Annotated in this window: 17 protein-coding genes and 2 pseudogenes; 10 read left to right on the top strand and 9 right to left on the bottom strand. The window is 60.4% G+C overall.

What is annotated here, in order from left to right; all coding sequences use genetic code 11:
• Nucleotides 1-233 precede the first annotated feature (233 nt).
• The 5 genes and pseudogenes from FA94_RS38175 to FA94_RS23040 all read left to right on the top strand — a co-directional run bounded on the left by FA94_RS38175 (nucleotide 234) and on the right by FA94_RS23040 (nucleotide 5,885).
• A pseudogene (locus FA94_RS38175) lies at nucleotides 234-1,094 on the top strand (PhzF family phenazine biosynthesis protein).
• A gap of 68 nt (nucleotides 1,095-1,162) precedes the next feature.
• A complete protein-coding gene (locus FA94_RS23050; RefSeq protein ID WP_035555555.1) occupies nucleotides 1,163-2,041 on the top strand; it encodes a PhzF family phenazine biosynthesis protein in 879 nt (292 codons plus the stop codon).
• 81 nt (nucleotides 2,042-2,122) lie between these two features.
• Nucleotides 2,123-2,647, top strand: a complete 525-nt coding sequence (locus FA94_RS38170; RefSeq protein ID WP_156126693.1) for a DUF4087 domain-containing protein — start codon at nucleotides 2,123-2,125, stop codon at nucleotides 2,645-2,647.
• Between the two features lie 514 nt (nucleotides 2,648-3,161).
• Nucleotides 3,162-4,580: an inorganic phosphate transporter gene (locus tag FA94_RS23045; RefSeq protein ID WP_051980363.1), complete on the top strand. Its 1,419-nt coding sequence runs from the start codon at nucleotides 3,162-3,164 to the stop codon at nucleotides 4,578-4,580.
• Between the two features lie 879 nt (nucleotides 4,581-5,459).
• Nucleotides 5,460-5,885, top strand: coding sequence for a GNAT family N-acetyltransferase (locus FA94_RS23040; protein ID WP_035555552.1), 426 nt, complete (start codon nucleotides 5,460-5,462; stop codon nucleotides 5,883-5,885).
• An 83-nt stretch (nucleotides 5,886-5,968) separates the two neighbouring features.
• Here the strand turns inward: FA94_RS23040 and FA94_RS23035 are convergent, their stop codons facing one another.
• Nucleotides 5,969-6,427 (bottom strand): MarR family winged helix-turn-helix transcriptional regulator, encoded by a 459-nt coding sequence (locus FA94_RS23035; protein ID WP_035555551.1) that lies wholly within the window; start codon nucleotides 6,425-6,427, stop codon nucleotides 5,969-5,971.
• A 63-nt stretch (nucleotides 6,428-6,490) separates the two neighbouring features.
• On the opposite strand from FA94_RS23035, the gene FA94_RS23030 reads away from it, so the two are divergent.
• A complete protein-coding gene (locus FA94_RS23030; protein ID WP_035555548.1) occupies nucleotides 6,491-6,784 on the top strand; it encodes a DUF1330 domain-containing protein in 294 nt (97 codons plus the stop codon).
• Nucleotides 6,785-6,818: 34 nt separating this feature from the next.
• On the opposite strand, the gene FA94_RS23025 is transcribed toward FA94_RS23030, so the two are convergent.
• Complete coding sequence (locus FA94_RS23025; RefSeq protein WP_081936053.1) at nucleotides 6,819-7,571, bottom strand: TetR/AcrR family transcriptional regulator; 753 nt, start codon at nucleotides 7,569-7,571, stop codon at nucleotides 6,819-6,821.
• Nucleotides 7,572-7,689: 118 nt separating this feature from the next.
• On the opposite strand from FA94_RS23025, the gene FA94_RS23020 reads away from it, so the two are divergent.
• Nucleotides 7,690-9,153, top strand: coding sequence for an amidase (locus FA94_RS23020; protein WP_353611443.1), 1,464 nt, complete (start codon nucleotides 7,690-7,692; stop codon nucleotides 9,151-9,153).
• A gap of 18 nt (nucleotides 9,154-9,171) precedes the next feature.
• Here FA94_RS23020 and FA94_RS23015 read toward each other — a convergent pair whose 3' ends face one another.
• Nucleotides 9,172-9,852 (bottom strand): peroxiredoxin-like family protein, encoded by a 681-nt coding sequence (locus FA94_RS23015; RefSeq protein ID WP_035555545.1) that lies wholly within the window; start codon nucleotides 9,850-9,852, stop codon nucleotides 9,172-9,174.
• Between the two features lie 46 nt (nucleotides 9,853-9,898).
• Here FA94_RS23015 and FA94_RS23010 point away from each other — a divergent pair.
• A pseudogene (locus tag FA94_RS23010) lies at nucleotides 9,899-10,798 on the top strand (LysR family transcriptional regulator).
• A gap of 40 nt (nucleotides 10,799-10,838) precedes the next feature.
• Here FA94_RS23010 and FA94_RS23005 read toward each other — a convergent pair.
• Nucleotides 10,839-11,513, bottom strand: coding sequence for a peroxiredoxin-like family protein (locus FA94_RS23005; protein ID WP_035555542.1), 675 nt, complete (start codon nucleotides 11,511-11,513; stop codon nucleotides 10,839-10,841).
• A 271-nt stretch (nucleotides 11,514-11,784) separates the two neighbouring features.
• Here FA94_RS23005 and FA94_RS23000 point away from each other — a divergent pair, with 271 nt between their 5' ends.
• The gene (locus tag FA94_RS23000) at nucleotides 11,785-12,558 is read left to right on the top strand and encodes a YkgJ family cysteine cluster protein (RefSeq protein WP_035555540.1); all 774 of its coding nucleotides are present in this window, start codon (nucleotides 11,785-11,787) and stop codon (nucleotides 12,556-12,558) included.
• Between the two features lie 22 nt (nucleotides 12,559-12,580).
• On the opposite strand, the gene FA94_RS22995 is transcribed toward FA94_RS23000, so the two are convergent.
• The 5 genes from FA94_RS22995 to FA94_RS22975 form a co-directional block, all read right to left on the bottom strand.
• Nucleotides 12,581-14,257, bottom strand: a complete 1,677-nt coding sequence (locus tag FA94_RS22995) for a class I SAM-dependent methyltransferase (RefSeq protein ID WP_231585009.1) — start codon at nucleotides 14,255-14,257, stop codon at nucleotides 12,581-12,583.
• A gap of 28 nt (nucleotides 14,258-14,285) precedes the next feature.
• Nucleotides 14,286-15,002 (bottom strand): O-methyltransferase, encoded by a 717-nt coding sequence (locus FA94_RS22990; protein WP_035555534.1) that lies wholly within the window; start codon nucleotides 15,000-15,002, stop codon nucleotides 14,286-14,288.
• A gap of 137 nt (nucleotides 15,003-15,139) precedes the next feature.
• The gene (locus FA94_RS22985; RefSeq protein ID WP_035555531.1) at nucleotides 15,140-16,681 is read right to left on the bottom strand and encodes an FAD-dependent monooxygenase; all 1,542 of its coding nucleotides are present in this window, start codon (nucleotides 16,679-16,681) and stop codon (nucleotides 15,140-15,142) included.
• A gap of 98 nt (nucleotides 16,682-16,779) precedes the next feature.
• Complete coding sequence (locus FA94_RS22980; RefSeq protein ID WP_035555528.1) at nucleotides 16,780-17,712, bottom strand: YncE family protein; 933 nt, start codon at nucleotides 17,710-17,712, stop codon at nucleotides 16,780-16,782.
• A 214-nt stretch (nucleotides 17,713-17,926) separates the two neighbouring features.
• The gene (locus FA94_RS22975; protein ID WP_035555525.1) at nucleotides 17,927-18,838 is read right to left on the bottom strand and encodes a LysR family transcriptional regulator; all 912 of its coding nucleotides are present in this window, start codon (nucleotides 18,836-18,838) and stop codon (nucleotides 17,927-17,929) included.
• 136 nt (nucleotides 18,839-18,974) lie between these two features.
• Between FA94_RS22975 and FA94_RS22970 the strand changes: the two genes are divergently transcribed.
• Complete coding sequence (locus tag FA94_RS22970) at nucleotides 18,975-19,739, top strand: SDR family oxidoreductase (RefSeq protein ID WP_035555522.1); 765 nt, start codon at nucleotides 18,975-18,977, stop codon at nucleotides 19,737-19,739.
• Nucleotides 19,740-19,798: the final 59 nt, after the last annotated feature.

Raw genomic sequence — 19,798 nt, 5'->3', positions numbered from 1 at the left:
GCCGATCCCGTCAGGCAGACAGCGGCCAGAAGCGGTCACTTGGCGCGATGACCAAGATCGTCAACAATGCTGCGGCACATATATTCGGGGTATCGGCGTCCGCGTCTGGATGCGAGTCGATATCGGTGTGATTTGATCGTCGATAACTGCGCGATGTCCGACATCCCACAGTGGTTGCTCCGGTAGTATGTCGCAATAGCCGATTGCCGATCTGTCACCAAGGTAACCATTGAATGAAGCCCTACGCATTCCGCCTACTAAATGTGTTTGCCGAGTCTACTTTTGGCGGTAATCCGTTGTGCGTGTTCGAAGATGCACGGGGCTTAGACGATTTGACAATGCTTGCTCTTGCCGCCCATTTCAACCTTTCCGAAACAACGTTTGTTTTACCTTCAGATCGTGCAAGCGCGCAGGTTCGTGTTTTCACGCCAGGCTATGAAATGCCATTTGCCGGACATCCGGCGCTCGGCACTGTGCAAGTAGTGCGAGACGTCCTCCAGACCGGTGACAGCCTCACTCTCGAGTTCAAGGCGGGGGTTATACCGGTAAGCGCACACTAGGACGTGTGGACCTTCGCAGCGCCGCATGCAGGCAAGCCGAGAACAGCAGCCAGTACCTTGACCGACGGAGAAATTGCATCGCTGCTCGGCGTGAACGAAAACGATTTTCTCACGTCGCCCGTATGGGTCAATACAGGTTCAGAGCAGTTACTGCTCGCTCTGAACAGTACGGACGCGGTTCGCCGTGCACGGCCCGACAGCGCACGTTTGGATATTTGGCCGCAAAGCAGTCTCGGCAGAAAAACTGCCTACGTGTTCGCATTCGATTCTGCCCGGCCGGGAAGAGTGCTCTCGCGTTATTTCTTTGCAAAGCAAAGCGGAGGCATTTCGGAGGACCCTGGCACGGGTTCAGCTTGCGCAAACCTGGGCGGTTGGCTGCTCGCCAATGAGGGCAAATTGCCGGCGGCATTTGAGATTGAACAGGGCGAAGCGGTAGGTCGCCCCAGTGTGCTGCGGCTTTTAGTGACTGAGAGCGGCGAAATCCGTGTCGGTGGACGTGTCATTGAGCTTGGCCGGGGTGCAATCACCCTATAGCGTCGGCATGCACGCGAGGCGCGTGGCCTCGCCCTTCTTTATCTAAGTTTCGTCTATCGGGAGGACTAATGCGGGTTGAAGTACAAATCGTCAATGCTTTGACAGACGGAAAAACCGGGGGAAATCCCGCCGGCGTGGTGATCGATGCGGATGAACTCACCGTGAAGCAGAAGTTGCATGTCGCCCAGCAGGCCGCACTATCGGAAACTGCATTCGTGTCGAAATCGAATGTCGCGACGATCAAGTTGGAATTTTTCACACCAACGCGGCAGATTGCTCATTGCGGCCATGCCACTATTGCCACGTTTTCACTCTTGAGACAACTCGGCAGAGTTAGTGATGGCAGGTCGTCAAAGGAGACGATCGACGGATGTAGGGACATCGCAATTGATGGCAATACCGTTCTGATGGAACAGCGTTCCCCGACCTATCGCACAATCGAATGGGGGTCCCAACTCGCCGAAAAAATCGCACAGTCGATGGGCGTATCGACGGGCCAAATCTACAGCACGGCGAGCCCGACAGTAGTCAACACGGGCAACAGCTTTCTGATGGTTGCATTACCGGATGAGCGGTCCGTGGCCGCGATCCGTCCGGACCAGCGATCTGTCGAATCGATCAGCGACGACCTCGACTTGGTTGGTTATTACGTATTCTCGACCACGACGAAAGTACCGGGTCGCCACGCTGGAGCCCGCATGTTCGCGCCACGTTTCGGAATTGCCGAAGAGTCGGCGACGGGAACGGCAGCTGGGCCTCTGGCGTGCTTTCTATACGAGCGTATGGGTGTGAGCGACACGGAAATAGCCATTGAACAGGGCCGCTTGATGCAGCCGCCGTCGCCGAGCGTCATCCAAGTCGTTCTTGACGTCGACAGCAGCAGAATTTCGCGATTGATGGCTGGAGGTGCGGGGGTGGCCATGCGGCCGATTACTGTCGAGATCTGATGACGGCATTGAACGTCCGCTAAGTGGACGGCCGAACGGCCGTTTACAGGGTCGGCTTGGGCCAATCGCACGAGGCACAGGTTGGCCAGCGCAAAAATCAACATATGTCAGGCTTATCCGAGCTGCAATGAACCGTCGGCATATCTGCACGGGTGGCGTCAAAAAATCGAGTGTCCGGTCAGTGTGGTCAACGCATCCAACATACCATCAGTCGGGATTTTCTCTGTCATGTGTTTTCGTCACGTAGTACGCGCGTCTTTCGTTTACATCTTGATTGCATCGTTCGGCACCCATGCGGTTGCGGGTACCCGGGGAAGTCGCTGTGGTTGGTTGCAGAACCCGACGCCCGCCAACTGGTGGCTCGACGACAAGGATGGAAGCTGGACTCTTTCTGTTATGGGAGACAGCCCGGTTCCGGGGTTCGACGATCTTCCTGACATGACGTCTGGTGATTGGGTCGTCACCAATGCGGGCGGGCATGGCTACGGATGCGCCTGCATTGATATGGATGTCGACAAAGGCACCGGTAAAGCCTTACGGCTTTACTCCGCAAAGCTGCTTCCGCTCAAGCGTTGCAAGACCGATCGCTCGCTGCCACCGCCGTGAAGACACTGTGAAGGTGTGAGCGTCTGCCCCCGGATAATGGTGGTCGCCGAGCGGCCATTTTCGGCCACTCGTTGCTGTCGCGTAGATTGATAACAATCGCATGCCGGCGCACCCACAGTCAGTCCTTGACGGGGAACCTCTATGAGGTTTGATGGGTACGGAGGCACGCTCAACAGTGCCACCGATAGCGGCGAGTTGTCTTGTGCAAAAAATGCACAACAGGTCTGCTTTTCAGCGCCGCCGAGTGTTGAGTAAAACCTTGTCGCTCTAGCCGATTTTGAAAAGATCATAAGAATTAATCGACCGCTATTAACATGAATGGCTGTCCCTGAATTTGCGCCTAACGCTGCAATGCGAATGTAATGGTTGCGGTAAGTCCGACACGTCGCGGGCTGACGGGCTCCTTTACCGACTTAAAACGTTCATCATCGCCGTCTACGATCAACCGTTCGCCTTCACGGAGCAACAGGCCGACATCCGCGAGTTTGTCCCCCAACTCTTTGCGGGAGTGCGAATGCTCGTTCATTTCATGCCGTCGTCCAGCGTCGTCATCGTCATGCTGGTTGTTTGCTTCGTGATGGTGCTGGCATTCGAAGCCACCAACGGTTTCCACGATTCGTCCAACGCCGTCGCGACCGTGATTTACACGCAGTCGCTCAAGCCCGTGCAGGCCGTCGTTTGGTCCGGTTTGATGAACTTCGTCGGCGTGCTGGTCGGCGGCATTGCCGTGGCCTACGCGCTAGTCGAGATTCTTCCGCCCGATGTCCTCACGCCGCCCAATGGCTCGCCAGCCGTGCCCATGCTTGTGTCGATCTTTCTGTCGGCGTTGCTGTGGAACGTCTTGACCTGGGCGTTCGCGATCCCGAATAGCAGTTCGCATTGCATCATCGGTGCGCTGATTGGCGTAGCGTCGGCGGACGCGGTGCTGAAGTCGCGCGATCTCCGCCAGGGCGTCGACTGGCAGCAGATCATCAAGGTGCTGGAAGCGCTCGCTGTTTCGCCGGTGCTCGGCTTCGTGCTCGCGGGCGGCCTGTATGGCTTGCTTCGCCTCGTCGTGCGGCGCGGGCATCTGTTCGAGCCGCCCAAAGAAGGTCAGCCGCCTGTGTGGTGGCTGCGCGGACTGCTCATTCTCACGTGTACGTCGGTCAGCTTTTCGCACGGCACGAACGACGGTCAAAAAAGCATCGGCCTGATCATGCTGACGATCATCGGACTGTTGCCCGCTAGCTATGCACTAAACCCGGAAGCAACGAATCAGTTGACACAACTCGGACAGCGCGCGTCGGCCGCGTTACCACTCATCCAGAAATATGGCGACGACGTCAAGGATCACGCACTCAAGGCGGCCACCGCCTTGCAGAAAGCGCAGTCCGAACTGGAAACGCAGGCGTCGGAACTCAAATCGGGCGCGTCCGGACAGGACGGCGAACGCGCCACGCGCTCGCAATTGCGTGGCGACATCTACGAAGTGGTGTCGCAACTCAAGCACGTCAGCGAAGCCAAAAGCGCCAGCGAGCAGGAAAAGAAGCAGGCGGCCGATCTGATGAAGGACATGAGCGAGCCTGTCGAATACGCGCCGCTCTGGGTTCGTATGCTGAGCGCGTTGTGTCTCGGTATCGGGACGATGGTCGGCTACAAGCGAGTCGTACGCACGCTCGGCGAACGGCTCGGCAAGCAGCATATGACGCCAGGCCAAGGCGCGAGCGCGGAACTGGTCGGCTCGATTCTGATCGGCACGGCCGGCTTCACGGGTTTGCCGGTGAGCACGACGCATATCGTTACGTCCGGCATCGCCGGCACGATGGCCGCAGGCGGTCAGGGCGTGCAAGGTGGCATGCTCCTGCGCATCGCGCTGACTTGGCTTGTGACGCTGCCGGTGACGATGGCCATGTCGGCCGGGCTGTTCTACGTGCTCGCAAATCCGCGCTTTTGATCCGACACGAATCCGCCACCGCTTGCACTCCACACCGTTCCTCCGCCCGAACCGCGGAGTGCTTCGAAGAATGTGTTCGTCGCAGTTATCTTTCGCCGACGCTCGTGCTGCTCGCCATTGACTGGAAAAAGGCAAGAAATCGCGAGGACTTCTGCGTTCGTGTAGTGGGGTGCGCGGATCGAGGAAGCATGAGGCGTGCTTATCGGCCGCCGGCGATGGCTTCGACACCGCTGTAGGCGACACGGCAATCAGTCTTTTCCGTTGAAGATAGGCCGCCATTGCATCGGCGGCGTTCACATTGTCGCCGACTGCGACCACACGCAATTGGCGGGCGTAAGTCGACAGATCGCTGCGGCTCGACAGGCCCGTGACGCCACGCGTAATCGCATAGTGACGCTTCGGAATGGAAAACGCCTCGGAAGCCTAAGACTTGCGGTGTGTAACGTCCGTTGTTGAGAAAGTTAACTGTTCCTTGTGGGTCGACTACGGAAGTCCACCACACGGTGCGAGCGACGATCGCCTGCGCCGACCAGAAACCCGTGTTCGGCTGCCAGAAACGGCCGTTCGACACCACACTGAAGATCGTCGACACCCGTTAGCCATTTGCTCTAGCCAAATGCGGATAAAAGTACCGCGGGGTTTCGAAATCGTTGTCCGACGCGCCGCACTTGCGACCAAGGATATTGAGCTATAGGCGGTCATGGTCGAATTCAACCTGCAGATGTACTTTGACGAATCCAACAACCTAATAGCGTTGGTCCGTTTTTCGGAAACAACGCAGCCGACTGCTGTTCGCTTAAAGTATTCTGACGCGTAACCACCACCGCTGAACCAACAACAATCCGTTTTTTGACAATCGATAACAACGGGAAACATTCAATGACGTTCAGATACGCCCTGACTGACGCTGCAGACACCACGGTCCGCGCGCGAATCGCCGCCCCGCTTGGGCGATTCAACGAGAGCCAAGCTGGTCCGAACAACTTTCGCCTTCTTGTAATCACGCTGACCGACGATACAGATGAGGTTGTCGGCGGGCTATGGGGCGCAACAGCTTATGGATGGCTTCACATCGACCTCCTCGTCGTCCCTGAAAAGGCCCGAGGCGCGGGCGTAGGAAAGCACCTCATGCAGTTGGCCGAAGAGGAAGCGCTATCACGAGACTGCCATAGTGCATGGCTCGATACGCACGACTTTCAGGCGAAGCCGTTTTACGAGCGCCTTGGTTACGTTCCGTTTGGTGAATTGCCCGATTATCCGCTCGGTCATTCGAGGATCTTCTTGCGGAAGACTCTCCGGGATTGATCGAAACCGACCTGAACGACGCCTATTGCATTCGGCTCGAAGTCACCGACACTGACCTCGAACCTCGCCCCACCAAAGCCATGCTACGCACACGAGGATTCCGCGGCCTGGGCTAGCTCAGCCATCGCCTGCCTTGCCGAACGAAGTTTTTCATCGCCCATGCGACCGGCGAGTTCCGCCTTGGCCATCTTCCACACCGGGAACGCATCGGCCATGAGTCGACGCCCGGATGCCGTCAACGCTAGCCGCTTTCCGGCACGGCCACGTCCGCCTGTAGCGCGGACCAGATCTCGGCTTTCCAGATTCTGAACATTTCGGCTGAGGGTCGTTGGATCGACCCCGGCTTTATCCGCGAGGTCGACGAGCGTCGTGCCCTCGGCTGCGCCGATCCCAACCAGAAGGCTGAATTGCTCGGCCGTCAGCCCAAGCGGCTTGAGGCACGCGTTGTAGTACCGCGTGAGTGCACGCGCCGTTACACGAGCCTGGAAGCCCGGACACTCCGCTTCGACGCCCATCAAAGATTCGCGATCTAAACCCTTCATATCGACCTCGTTGACAACCTCATCTTCCTATAATAATGTATATGCATTATTAGTGGAGGCACAATGCCAGCCTACGTACACGTCAATCTGCGCGTCATCGACTCCGCCAGGCAGGCCGCGCTCGCGCCGCGCTTTCAGGCCGCGCTGGAAGAGGCAGGCGGGCGGATTCTACATTTCGGTCCTGTTGCGCAGATTCTGGAGGGGGACGAGGTGCCGTTGCCGATGGCTGGCGTGTTTGAGTTTCCGACTCTCGCCCAGGCGCAAGCCTTCTACCATTCCGAGAGGTATGCGCCGATCAAGGCCGAACGTCAGGAAGCCCAGCAAGCCCGAATGTTCATAGTCGAAACACACTCGTGAGTGACCGCTTTCGGAAACCCACGCCCGGCACGGATTAACTTCTAGTTAATTTTTTCTTCGGCTTCCGCTTCGCTTCATTCGCCCAAGCCGCTTGTCGCGTCACAATCGCCTCAACAATACGCAGTAGCCGGGTGCCGATCTCGGCGACCGACTTGTTCTGCGCCGCAACCTGCGCGCCCTCGAGAACCATCATGATCTCGGCCGCGGTATCGTCCGGCGAAGCGAGACCCGCCGCTTCGCACAGTCCGGCGAGTCGCGTCCACTGCCGCGCCTTATGTTCCTCGATCAGTTGCCGTGCCGGATGATCTCGGTCCGGCAACTCCGCAATCGAATTGATGAACGGGCAACCGCGATGCGACCACGCCGCCACTTCGTCGGCGGCAAAGGTGGCCCAGCCGAGAATCTGCGCGCGCGGATCGTCGGCATGAGCCGCTTCGATGCGATCGAACGCCGCCCAATAGTGGGCGGTGACCTGGCGCAACCATTCGACGATCAGCGCGTCCTTCGACTGAAAGTGACGATAGAGCGCCATCTTCGTGGTGCTCGCATGCGCCGCGATCGCTTCGACGCCAGTAGCGCGAATTCCCTCGTTATAAAAGAGCTCCGTGGCGGCGGCGAGTACACGCTCGCGCGGTGGATCCTGCTTTACCGCGCCTGACGCCTTCGCCTTCGCACCACGCTTGACCGCGAGCTTGACGGGAGCCGTGGCGGCCACCTTCCCCGTCGCTCTAGTTGCCGACTTCACCGAGCCGCTCACGCGCTTTTCACTACTGTGGATTTTCTTCATATCGCCTTGACAGTGATACCAGTCGGTATCAGTATACCAGCCCACAAAGATACCGACCGGTATCTCAACATGATGGCACTACGGCCCCGCCGTGTTTGTCATCGCCTGGGAGCATTCCATGATGAAACTGTCGGAGTACATCAGCTACGACGCTGTCGGTCTGGGCCATCTTGTCAGTCGCGGCGAACTCAGTCCGCAAGAGCTTGCCGAAACGGCCCTTCGCGCTTGCGAATCGGTGAACCCGCAGATCAACGCGGTGATCGAAACATGGCAGCCGGAAATTGCGGATGTCGCGCCGGCGCTAGCGCGTCGGTCGCCGCTCGCGGGCGTGCCGTTCCTGATCAAGGACGTCGGCGTGACCATGGCGGGCAGGAAACTCGAATTCGGCAGCCGTCTGTCCTCAGGTTTCACGCCCACCGAGGATTCGATTCTGATGCAACGTTTTCGCAGCGCCGGCCTCGTCACGCTCGGACGCACGGCAATTCCCGAGTTCGCGTGGAGCGGCACGACGGAATCCGCGCTGTGCGGCGCCACGCGCAACCCGTGGAATCTCGAGCACGGCGCGGGGGGCTCCAGCGGCGGCGCGGCGGCAGCGGTCGCGGCGGGCATCGTGCCGTTCGCCCACGCAACCGATGCAGCCGGGTCGATTCGCATTCCATCGGCCAGTTCCGGCGTGTTCGGTCTGAAGCCGACGCGTGGCCGCGTCTCGAACGGTCCCGCGCTGGACGAAGCCATCAACGGCCTTGCGGTACAGCTCGGCGTCAGTCGCTCGGTGCGTGACAGCGCGGCGTTGCTCGACGCCGTGCAGGGAGCAACAGGTGGAGAAGCCTTCACGATCGCACCGCCCACATCGCGGTATCTCGACCAGGTGAGCACGCCGCCGGGCAGCTTGCGAATCGGCATGCTGTCGCAGGCCTGGGGCGGCCAGCGTACTCAGCCCGTGGTCCTCGAACGTCTTGCTGCAACGGCACAACTTTGCGCGTCGCTGGATCACGAGGTCGAGGACGCGGAAATGCCGCTAGGCGTGAGCTGGGAAGCGTTCGTTCACGCAAGCTCGGTACTGTGGGCAGTCAACATCGCGGCATGGATCGACGACATGGCCGCGGTGACCGGCCGCAAAATCGACGCGACCACACTCGAACCGCAGACCCTCGCGGTGTATCGAACGGGACGCGGAATCGGCGGCATCGACATCATCCGCGCGCTTGATTTACGTAATGCCGTCACCCGAAGCGTGGCAGCGTTTTTCTCCCGCTACGATGTGTTGCTGACGCCGACCTTGCCTGATCTTGCGCCGCGAATCGGCACGTATGCACTCGGCGCGGAGACGATGAGCGGGCACGAATGGACCGACCGCGTATTCGGCAGCTCGCCATTCACGCCGGTATTCAACGCAGCCGGATTGCCTGCCATGTCGATGCCGCTCTTTAACGACGAAGCGAGCGCTCTGCCGATCGGCATGCAGTTCGTCGCGTCAGCAGGTCGGGAAGATCGGCTCTTCCGTATTGCAGGTCAACTCGAAGCGAGTTTGCCGTGGGCGGGCCGCACGCCAGGCACCTGGGCGGGCTCGACGAACGATTAGCCGAGCGGCTTGGGTAATTCAAGCGGCAGGTGAGCGCACGTTCGACGCCGTCGATTGCAGCGAGCGAAGCGCTGAGAGTACGACATCGGGTTCGCAGCGCCCTCGGTAGTCAATGTCGACATGGGACAAAGCGACACGTCCATTGCTAGCGATCACAAAGGTCGCGGGAACCGGCAGTTCCCAGCTTTCGTCACCGTTGATGTCCGGCAGCGCTTTGTCGACCGAACGCAAGGCCTGGCGTAGTTCCTCCGGAAGCGAATACACAAGACCGAACGACTGGGCGACGCCATTGCCGGCGTCGCTCAGAACCGCGAAGTCGAGCGCATTGCGCTCGGCGGTGGAGAGTGACCCATCCGGCAACTGGGGCGAAATGGCAACCAGGGTGGCGCCGAGTTGCACTATTTCCGGCAGCGCCTGTTGGTACGCTCTGAGCTGAATGTTGCAGTAGGGGCACCACCCACCACGATAGAACACCAGAACGGCGGGGCCCTTCTGAAGAACTTCCGCGAACGAAACCGCCCTCCCCGACGCGCCGGGCAGCTCAAAATAAGGTGCGTCCTGTCCCACGGCGAGGACCCGGTCCATCGGGAAGCTCGCTCTCAGTTCTTCCACCTTGGCGTTATAGAGCGCAATCCGCTCGGCCGGTGCCGTACGCTCGTAGTCGGCGCGAAACGCCACTAGCTCCTGCTTGAGTTCCATCTTTGTTACTCCTTGAATATCATTCATTCCCTGGAGGAATGACGAAATGGATAGATTGATTGCGATGGAGACCTTCATCGGCGTGATCGAGGCCGGGTCGTTTTCCGCTGCTGCGCGCCGCCTGAACGTGGGTCAACCGGCGGTATCGAAGTCGATTGCGCAACTGGAGGAAAGGCTCGGGGTGCGCTTGCTGCTGCGCTCGACACGCGGCCTCACGCCCACGGATGCCGGCCAGAAGTTTTACGAACGGGCCAAGCGCGTCATTGAGGAAGCTGACGAGGCCGAACTCGCCGTGCGTATCTCGGGCGCAAGTCTGTCGGGAAGACTGCGAGTGTGCGCGCCGGTGACGTTTGCACGCCTGCGCATTGTTCCGTCGATGAAGGCATTTCTGGCCGCCCACCCGGATCTGACACTTGAAGTCGTGCTCGACGACCGCCATATCGATTTGCTCGAAGAGGGCATCGACGTCGCACTGCGTATGGGCGTACTCGGCGACTCGAGCATGACCGCGCGCAAGATCGGGCAGAGTCGGCGGATCGTCGTCGGCACGCCCGCTTACTTTGAATTGGCCGGAACGCCGAACGTTCCGGCCGACCTGATTACGCACGAGGCGATCATCTACGAGCAGCGCGGCGGCGGCGCGACGTGGTCGTTCAAACGGGGCAGTTCGTAGACGGCGGTGGCGGTATCCGGCCGGATGCGCGTCACCGCTGCCGAAGGCGTCCGTGCGGCTGTGCTCGCGGACATGGGCGTGGCGATTGCATCCGAATGGATGTTTGCTCCAGAGCTCGCGAGCGGTGCTGTCAAGGCGGTGGTCACCGACTGGACCTTGCCGCCGGTCGATCTGTGGGCCGTCTTTCCGACCGGTCGTATGGCCAGTGCGAAGGCGCGCGCGTTCGTCGCCTTCGTTGAGGCGACCCTGGGATTGAGCGCCCCAACCGCCTAGTGCGGCCGCGCGGCTTGCCGGTGAAGTCCGCCTCACCATCTCAGGATGCATTCACACCAGACCGGCCTAAAGCCGACAGCATATCGGCGGGTTCCGGCCGACGCGTGTAGTCGGGATTCACTTCCGAATACAGGATCGTGCCGTCCTGGCCGACCACGTAGCGCGCGGGCATCGGCAGCGTCCAGCTCGGGTCACCGTTGACGGCCGGCAGGTCGTTCTTCAGCATCTTGTATAACTCGACCAGATAATCCGGCAATGCGAAGCGCAGGCCAAACGCGGCGGCGACGTCGTTGTGGGCGTCGCTCAGAATGGCAAAGCTGAGTTTGTTCTGACGGACCGACTTGCGGCTATTCACCGGCGTTTGCGGTGAGATCGCGACCAGGTTTGCGCCCGCCGCCTGGAATGCCGGCAACGCTTCCTCAAGCGCCTGCAATTCCATGTTGCAGTACGGGCACCAGACGCCGCGATAGAAGCTGATCACGAGCGGGCCTTTCTCCAGCAGCTCGGTCGAGGAAACTAGCGTGCCGTCCGGATCGGTTAGCGTGAAAGCCGGTGCCTTGTCGCCGGCTTTCAATGCGCGTTCGGCCTGCCCTGAGGCGATCAGTTCGGCCGTGGCGCGCTCCATCACCCGATGGATCTCGGCCGGTGCGAAATACGGCGCCTTGCCCGCCTTGAAGTCTGCCTTGAAGGCGTCGAGTTTGTCTTGCAGTGACATGTTGACTGCTCCTTGCGTAAGCGATGTGGTTGAGTGCCGGGTGGCACGTCGAGGAACCATCGTCAGGCAATCGCCTTCCACGCAGTAGTCCCCGGCGACACATAACAGCTATTCCCGCAGGGCATAGCCATGTGAGGAACCGATCCCGCGGAATCCGGCCGACGTTGGCAAAAAAAATCACGAGCCGCCTGTCAGATCCGCCGCCGTCGCGCGACTAATCCCGACTGCTGGACAACCGGACCGCGTCGCGCGACGCAAGGGCAATAAGGGTATGGATATCGATTTCGAGTGCACGATGTGCGGCAAATGCTGTCACGATCTACGTTTGCCGTTGACGGTCAAGGAAGCTTTCGCCTGGCTGGAGCGCGGCGACAGCGTGCAGATAATGTGCGAGGCGTTGCCATGGCTTGAGGAGCCGCCTGCGGACAATCTTCAGGCGGCGCACAAACGTCGTCGTTCGTTTGCTGCGATGAGCGGCTCGCTGCCGACGCGGGTCGTGGCCATTCTGGCGGCCACGCATGCGGGCCCATGCCCCAATCTCCAGCCCGATATGCGTTGCGGTATCTATGAACAAAGGCCGTTGGTGTGCCGCATCTACCCGGCGGAGATCAATCCTTTCATCGAACTGACGCCAACGCACAAGGCCTGTCCGCCCGAAGCTTGGACGCCTGGATTACCGCCGCTGATACGCGCAGGCAAGCTGGTCGACGCGGACACGTTCGCGTTGATCCAGCAGTCACGCGAGTCCGATGAGAGCGACCTTGCTATCAAGCAGCAGGTGTGTGCGTTGCTGGGTATTGATCAGGCTGCGGTGTCGAATGAGGGCTTTGTTGCGCATTCGCCTGATCCCATCGATCTGCTCGCAGCGTTGCTTCTGGCCAGCGACGAACGCGCGGCGTCGACGCAGCCGCCGACGTGGCGTTTCGTGTCCAATCGTCAAACGACTGTCGACGCGCTCGTGTCGGTGGGCGCGCTCGGTTCTCTCGTCGAGGCAAACAGCCCCGTGAACTTCGAATATCTGGGTTTTTCGGCGGCTTCTGAGTAAAGGACTACGCCGCAATCTCGTGTCAAACGATACCCAGCGCCTGCAATATCGGTAGATGAACCTGAGCAAAGCGGTTCGCTTTCGCGACCATGTCGGCGGCAGATGGAACCGCGGCAGACTGCAGTGCCGTCGGTTCCCCGCCAGCCTGGGTATCCGCACGATCCGCACGTAGCACAGCCTCGGCGAATTCGGCCCATTGCTCCGGTTGCTGCAGATGGTGCAGTCTCGCCAATAAAAAGAGTTGAGCAACACGCGGCATAAAGACGCCCGAACCGGAAACCGGACTCACCAGAAACTGAACGTCCTCACCATGGCGTGCCTGCTCGCAAATCGCCGCATTCAGCCTCGCCGACAACGGCCGCGCGGCACTGATACGCGCGTCGTCCTGGACATTCAGCAACGCGCCCATGCTGACCAGCAGCGTCACAGCCTTGACGAGCTGCGCAAATGCGACGCCCCGCGCGCGGACGCTGTGTTCGATCTCGGAGAGCGTCGTAGGACGATGGCTGGACAGCGCGTCGAGAATAGGGCTGTATAACGCTTCCGGCAGCGTCGTTTCACCAAGCGCGCCGCGCACCTTCAGCGCCACGGCATCTCTCGGCAGCGCCAGGATCACACGATGTGCGCGCAATGCCGCATCACGCTCATCGTCAGTGAGTGTCTGTGGTTCCTTAACCCAGTAATCGCGCCGCAATGACCGGTTAACGCAGAAGTCGCGAGCGGTTTCTCGCAAGCCCATATCTGCAATATTCGCTAGCAGATCGCGTTGCGCCGGCGTGAGATTGATCTCATCAATATGATCGCGATAGTCAGCCGATCCCGCGTAAGTCAAACCCGCCGCCTCGAGCGACGAGGCCACTTGCAGGAAAGACATGGGGTGCCAGTCGCGAGCGAAATACTCGTGCGCGAGATAATTTGGGTTCGCCTGGGACAACGCGTCGACGCGCTCGGCAAGCAGTGGGTTGACCAACGCATAACCCGGCTGCGTCGCAAATACAGCCCGCGCAAACTCGACGGCGGCGCTAATGCGCGCCTGCACGGGCGCTTCGGCGTCCGCGCGATTGCCCGGCTCGGATGCGGGATCGACCTGAAAATGGCGCTGCATCAATTCGCGCACGGGCAGCATCGCAGTCCACCCAGGCTGGGTGTTGTAGCTCAAATACAGCACGCCGCCGGGTTTAAGCTTGCGGCGAATGAACTCGACAATCAGCGCGCGATTCTCCGCGGCGACCCAACTCCAGATGCCGTGCAACCCGATGAAATCGAAGTCCGGCAAATCGTCGCGCCGGCAGAATGCCGAAAAAGACTCGCCGAACAAGTGCGCAGGCGATTCGGCGCTGCCCGCGAGTTGCCGTGCGAAGTTTGCGTGAGACGGATTGAAGTCGGTGCCATACCATCGCGAAGCCGACCCTGCCGCGTGAATATTCACACTTACACCGTGGCCAAAACCCAGTTCGCAAGCGGTATGCACGCTCGGCACCGCAAACCCTGCCTGGAGCAAAGGAAGTTGCAGGCGTAGCGGATTCAGCTCGTCGCAATAGCCGAATGTGTAATTAATCGCATCGATGGCACTCGCTTCCCGCTCACTCACGTCTTGGTGCTCGTTCGTTGCACGGGTGCCATTATTGGCTCCCGTAGATTGTCGAGCCGGCTGTCCGGCAATGACCGACACAATACCGGCGAGCGGTCTGGAAAGCAAAATTTCCCGGCAGGGATTGAACCTCGAACTAGGCCGCAACGACGGTAAATTCAACCCCTGACTCAAAGCCCAGTGTCGTGGTCGAAAAGCGCGGGTTGCCTTCAAGGTACTGCTTGTAGTACCAGACGGCGTCCTCGGCGGTGTACATGTTATCGGCAAGAACGATCGCGCCCGGACGTAGCAGACGCTCGATATCCCGGAACAGATCCAGATACGCATCGGCCCATACGTCCATGAACACCATGTCGAAAGTACCGTCCAGTTCGGCAACGGTCTGGAACACGTCGCCTTCTCTCAGATCGACGTAAGCATCCACGCCCGCCGCGCTCACATGGTCTCGAAGCTGTGCGCACTTCCCGGGGTTAAGCTCGGTCGCTACAACGATACCGCGGCCTATCGTGCGCAGAGCGTCGGCGAAATACAGCGTAGACACGCCGCAGGAACTGCCGAGTTCAAGAATCCGGGCCGGCCTGTGTGCCAGCACCATGTTGCGTAAGAACGCGCCCATTTCCGGCGTGACGGCTAACGACAGCGCAGTGCCTTGCGAGGATTCGAAATCTTCAGTAGTCAGACCATGCGATTCCAGAAATCGTCCACGCAGACGAGGCGCGAGCATGTCGTATTCGTCAGCGAGTGTCATGAACTCCTCGCTCGATCCATGGAACTGGGCCCGCGCGCGGGCCATGACTTCCGTCAGGCTCTGTTCGTGAAGTCGTTGCAGAAGTGCCGTGGTTGTCGACGTCATAGGGTCTCCTTGGGCTCAACCTGGCGGATTAAATATCCGGAACATGGAGAGACGTTTCAGGAGAACAAATATTTTGGCTGACTTCGAAAATCTTTTACTTCAGCGCGATGCACGCCATCAGGCGGACTCAGGCGTCCTCAGGCGGACTCACCGCTCGCTGGTTCACCGAACCATCGTGACGTAGCCTGAGCGGCCTCGTCATGATCAGCAGACGTCTCAGCGACCCAGGCGACAAAACCATCGGGACGCACGAGCACCGCGCTCAAGCCGAGCCGCTCCTTAACGTCACTGCCGACGTAGGCGATCCGGTCATTCCAGCGGCTCGCCAATGCCTGAAGCGAAGGACGCGAATCAAAGTCCAGCAACACGCCGCCTCCATTCAAAAGAAGCTGGCCGAGCTTCGTCCCGTCGATCAACTCGAAATCGGGCGCGCTGCGGCCCACGAGCGGATGACTACCGCCAAGGTCGTAGCGCAGCGCCGTGCCCCAAACGCGCTCGGCGAAGTAGGTAGCGCCATCGCGCGTGTCGATGAGATCGCGAATGATGGCTTCGAGCGCGCGCGAACTGCGGCTCGGCCGCATGAGCGCAACCTGGGCGCGTGACCAGTCGAGAACCTGCGCGCCCACCGGATGCCTCTCGCTCGTGTAGCTGTCGAGCAGATCCGCCGGCGCGTCGCCACGAAGCGTAGCGGCAAGCTTCCACGCAAGATTCATTGCATCGCCGAGGCCGAGGTTGAGGCCCTGCCCACCTAACGGCGAATGGATATGCGCGGCGTCGCCCGCGAGTAGCACGCGCCCTTTGCGGTAAGTCGTCGCGTGATAGGCGCGGTCCGTCCAGGTCGTGGCGAGTTGGAGCGCCGTCACGGTGACATCCGTGTTAGAGACACGGCGCAACACCGCCTGCACATGATCGAGCGTGATCAGATCGGTTCGATGGAAAGCGCCGCCGTCGAAATCGACCATCGCGATGGTGCCGGGCTTCTGGTAGGTGTACATGCCGGTCGGCGTGTAATGACGCCCTGCCTTGAGCTGATCCGGATCGGCCATCTCGATCTGAACGGAATAACCGGTGAACTCGGGATCGGTGCCGACGAACTCAAAGCCGCCCACCTTGCGCACCGTGCTGCGGCCACCGTCACAACCCACGAGCCATCGTCCGCGAAAAACTTCATTGCCCGCGCGAACGGTTACGCCCTCTTCCGACTGGTCGACGCCGTCGACGCCGAGGCCGCGTCTGATTTCCGCTCCCAACGCAATCGCGCGAGCGGCCAATACGGATTCGAGGTACTCCATCTCCACCGCCGTGCTCGTGCCGGCCGGCGTCGGCAGACGATACTGCCATGTCGACGTGTCGATGTTGTCGTGAAAGAACTGAATGCCGGCGAAATGGCCGCCCGGTCGACGCGCCTGTTGCATCCAATGCGCGGCATTCGGCGCGCTGCTGCCCGAGCTCTCTTTCGCGCGTTGCGGCGCTTCGATCTCGCTCAATAAGCCGCGACGATAGAAGGCTTCAAGCGTGGGCGCGGACAGACCGCGCAATCCGAACGGCAACCGCTTCAACGGCGAGCTCGGGTTGTCGGCTTGCTCCAGCACTAACACCGAGAGACCCGCAAGGCGCAACTCACAGGCAAGAAAACAGCCGACGGGGCCGGCTCCGGCAATCACGACATCATGGATCAACGTAAAAACTCCTCAAGCGCGCCGGCCGCCACCGTGACCATCGCATCGACATCAAAAAACTGCCCGGCAATGTGCCGGGCAGTCTTGACGGATTCAACCTAGATTTCAGCGTAATCGATACCCGTCAGCGGCCCGAGATGAGCCACCGTGGTGAAGTGCGACGCATGCTTCGTATCGATGTCCAACTCGCGCACATTACCGCCCAGATCGGTCACGAATGCGCGCCGCCCCTGTGGGTCCAGCGACACGCCAATGCCTTCTTTCAATTCACGGGCCAGGACTTCGCGATCGATCAATCCCGAAGCCGTGATTCTCGCGCGATTGAGCGTATTGCCATCATGTGCATCGTCGCCACGGTCGGTCCAATACAGCACGCCTTCGTGGTGATCGAGATCGAGATCGATCGGCTCGGGCAAATCGGCGAGCAGACATTCCACATCCGGGCGCTGGTCGGGTCGCGCACCGGCCGGCAGATCGATGCCCGCTCTGAAGATGCGGCCCTCGCCGGCATCCGGCGGTCCCTTCTGCGTCCAGTAGACATGCCCGTTAGCCTTATCCAGAACGATGCCGACACAATGGCGGGTCGCGTCGGCCGTGTCGTCGGGGAAATTCCCCGTGCGAACGAGTTCCGTCACCTCCGTCCCATCCAGCCGCGCGCGCATGACGCGCATGCCTTCGCGATCGCACCAGTACAGGTGGCTGCTTTCCTTGTCGAGCACGAGTTCTTTCGGTGTGCCGGCCTGACCGGACGGCACCAGCACGCGATGCTCGCTGCCGTCGAGCTTCGCGCTTTCGATCGTGCCGTCGTTCGGCGGAACCGCGCCGGAAGCCGGGTCGCCATCGATCAGATGGATGCCGGTTCCCATGTTGGTCCAGTAGACCACCTGGTCTTCAGGATCGACCTTGATGCCGTCGGGCGTGCGCGTCAGATTCGCGAGAACGACTTCATGCGAACCGTCCGGCGACAGAGCGATGATCGCAGGCGGACGTGCCTGCAGGACATACAGCGTACCGCCATTCTTCGTAGCCACAGTAAGTACCCTCCATCTGGTCACTGAAAACGTTGTCATACAGCGGGAATCGATCCGTAAGGTCGCTGCTGCTGGACCGCTTGCGAAAGACTACCTTAGGTTGCGGGCTTCTGCGCTGAACTGCGGCTTATTGCCGGGCACGTCGTGTCGTTCGGCAACCTGCACGCCGAGTACTGCACGGTGAATAAGTTAATGGAGGAGACACCACTTAATCTCAATCATCCCGATCCCAGGGAGGCACGCCGCCGAACGCTTCAACCAGAAAATCGATCATGACGCGCACTCTGGCGCTCAGGTGCCGACGGCTAGGATACATAGCGAGTATGTCGATCTCCGGCAAGCGATACTCAGGCAACACGTGAACGAGTTTGCCGGCACGCAGATCGTTGCCGATCAGAAACGTGGGCTGCCAGATCACGCCGTGTCCGGCAAGCGCGGCAGCGCGCGCCGTATCGCCGTTGTTGGTATGCATGTGACAGTCGACCTTCACCGCGTGAGTCTTGCCGTGACCGTCGATCAGTTGCCACTCATCGCCGGTGGCCGCATAGGTGTAGCCGATGCAGCGATGCCCGATCAGATCCGCGGGCGAGGCCGGATTGCCGACGCGAGCCAGATAGTCCGGCGACGCGCACAGAATGTTTTGCGAGGTCGCCAGCTTGCGCGCAGCGTGGCTGGTCGAACCGGCGCGTGAGATGCGAATGGCGAGATCGTAGCCTTCGTCGACGATATCGACGACGCGGTCGATCAACCCCACGTCGAGTTCGATTCCCGGGTGTCTGCGCATGAACTCCGGCCAGAGCGGCGCGAGGTACTGAATGCCAAAGCTCACCGGCGCATTGATGCGCAGCCGTCCACGCGGTTCGACCGACGCGGACGACACCAGCCCCTCCGTGTCCGCGACATCGTCGAGGATGGACTTGCAGCGGGCGTAAAGCGTCTCGCCGCCGTCGGTGAGAGAAAGCGTACGTGACGTGCGATTCAGCAAGCGCGTGCCCAGGTGCGCCTCCAGTTCATTCACATAACGGGTGACGTTGGCGGGCGACGTGCCGAGCGCGTCCGCGGCGCGCGCAAAACCACCACGGCTCACCACGGTCACGAAAACTTCAAAAGCGCGCAGGCGGTCCATACCTCTCTCCTATCATTCACAAAAGCTGAACGATAGGACCATGTTTTAGGCCTTTCGGCAATCAGGACTGAAGCCTATATTCCTTTCACGGTCAACGCATAGGGCACTGACCAACTAAAGACACCGGAGATTGAACATGCAACGCTTGACAGGAAAAGTCGCCATCGTGACGGGCGCCAGTGCAGGAATTGGCCGTGCTACGGCAAAGCTGTTCGCCAAGGAAGGCGCCAAGGTAGTCATCGCGGCGCGCCGTGCGACGGAACTCGAAGCGCTCGTCGCGGAGATCGTCAGCGAAGGCGGCGAAGCCGCGTATCTGGCGGGCGACGTGCAGTCGGAAGACTTCGCGAAGGCACTGGTCGCGTTCACCGTGAGCCGTTTCGGCCGTCTGGATATCGCCTACAACAACGCCGGCACGCTTGGCGAAATGGGCCCCACCACCGGCATTTCCGAAGCCGGCTGGAACGCCGCGCTGGCCACCAATCTGACCAGTGCCTTCCTGGGCGCGAAGCATCAGATTCCCGAAATGCTGAAGCAAGGCGGCGGCTCGATCATCTTCACGTCGACGTTCGTCGGTTACTCGTTCGCGTTTCCCGGCACCGCGGCCTACGCGGCGAGCAAGGCCGGATTGATCGGCTTGACCCAGGCGCTCGCCGCCGAGTACGGCGCGCAAGGCGTGCGCGTCAACGCGGTATTGCCGGGCGCCGTGGACACGGAGATGTATCGCGGCATGAACGATACCCACGAATCGCAGGCCTTCGTGACCGGACTGCATGCGCTCAAGCGGGTTGCAAAGCCGGAAGAACTGGCACGCTCGGTCCTGTATCTCGCGTCGGACGACTCGTCCTTCGTGACCGGTACGGCGTCACTCGTCGATGGGGGTGCATCGATTACCCGGACTTGAGCCTGCTGGGCGTAATAAAGAGCGATGGCCAGACCCAAGCCGGCATCAAGCCGGCTTCT

The organism is Burkholderia sp. 9120 (assembly GCF_000745015.1).
GTDB lineage: Bacteria > Pseudomonadota > Gammaproteobacteria > Burkholderiales > Burkholderiaceae > Paraburkholderia.
This window is presented reverse-complemented; position numbering and strand designations above follow the sequence as displayed.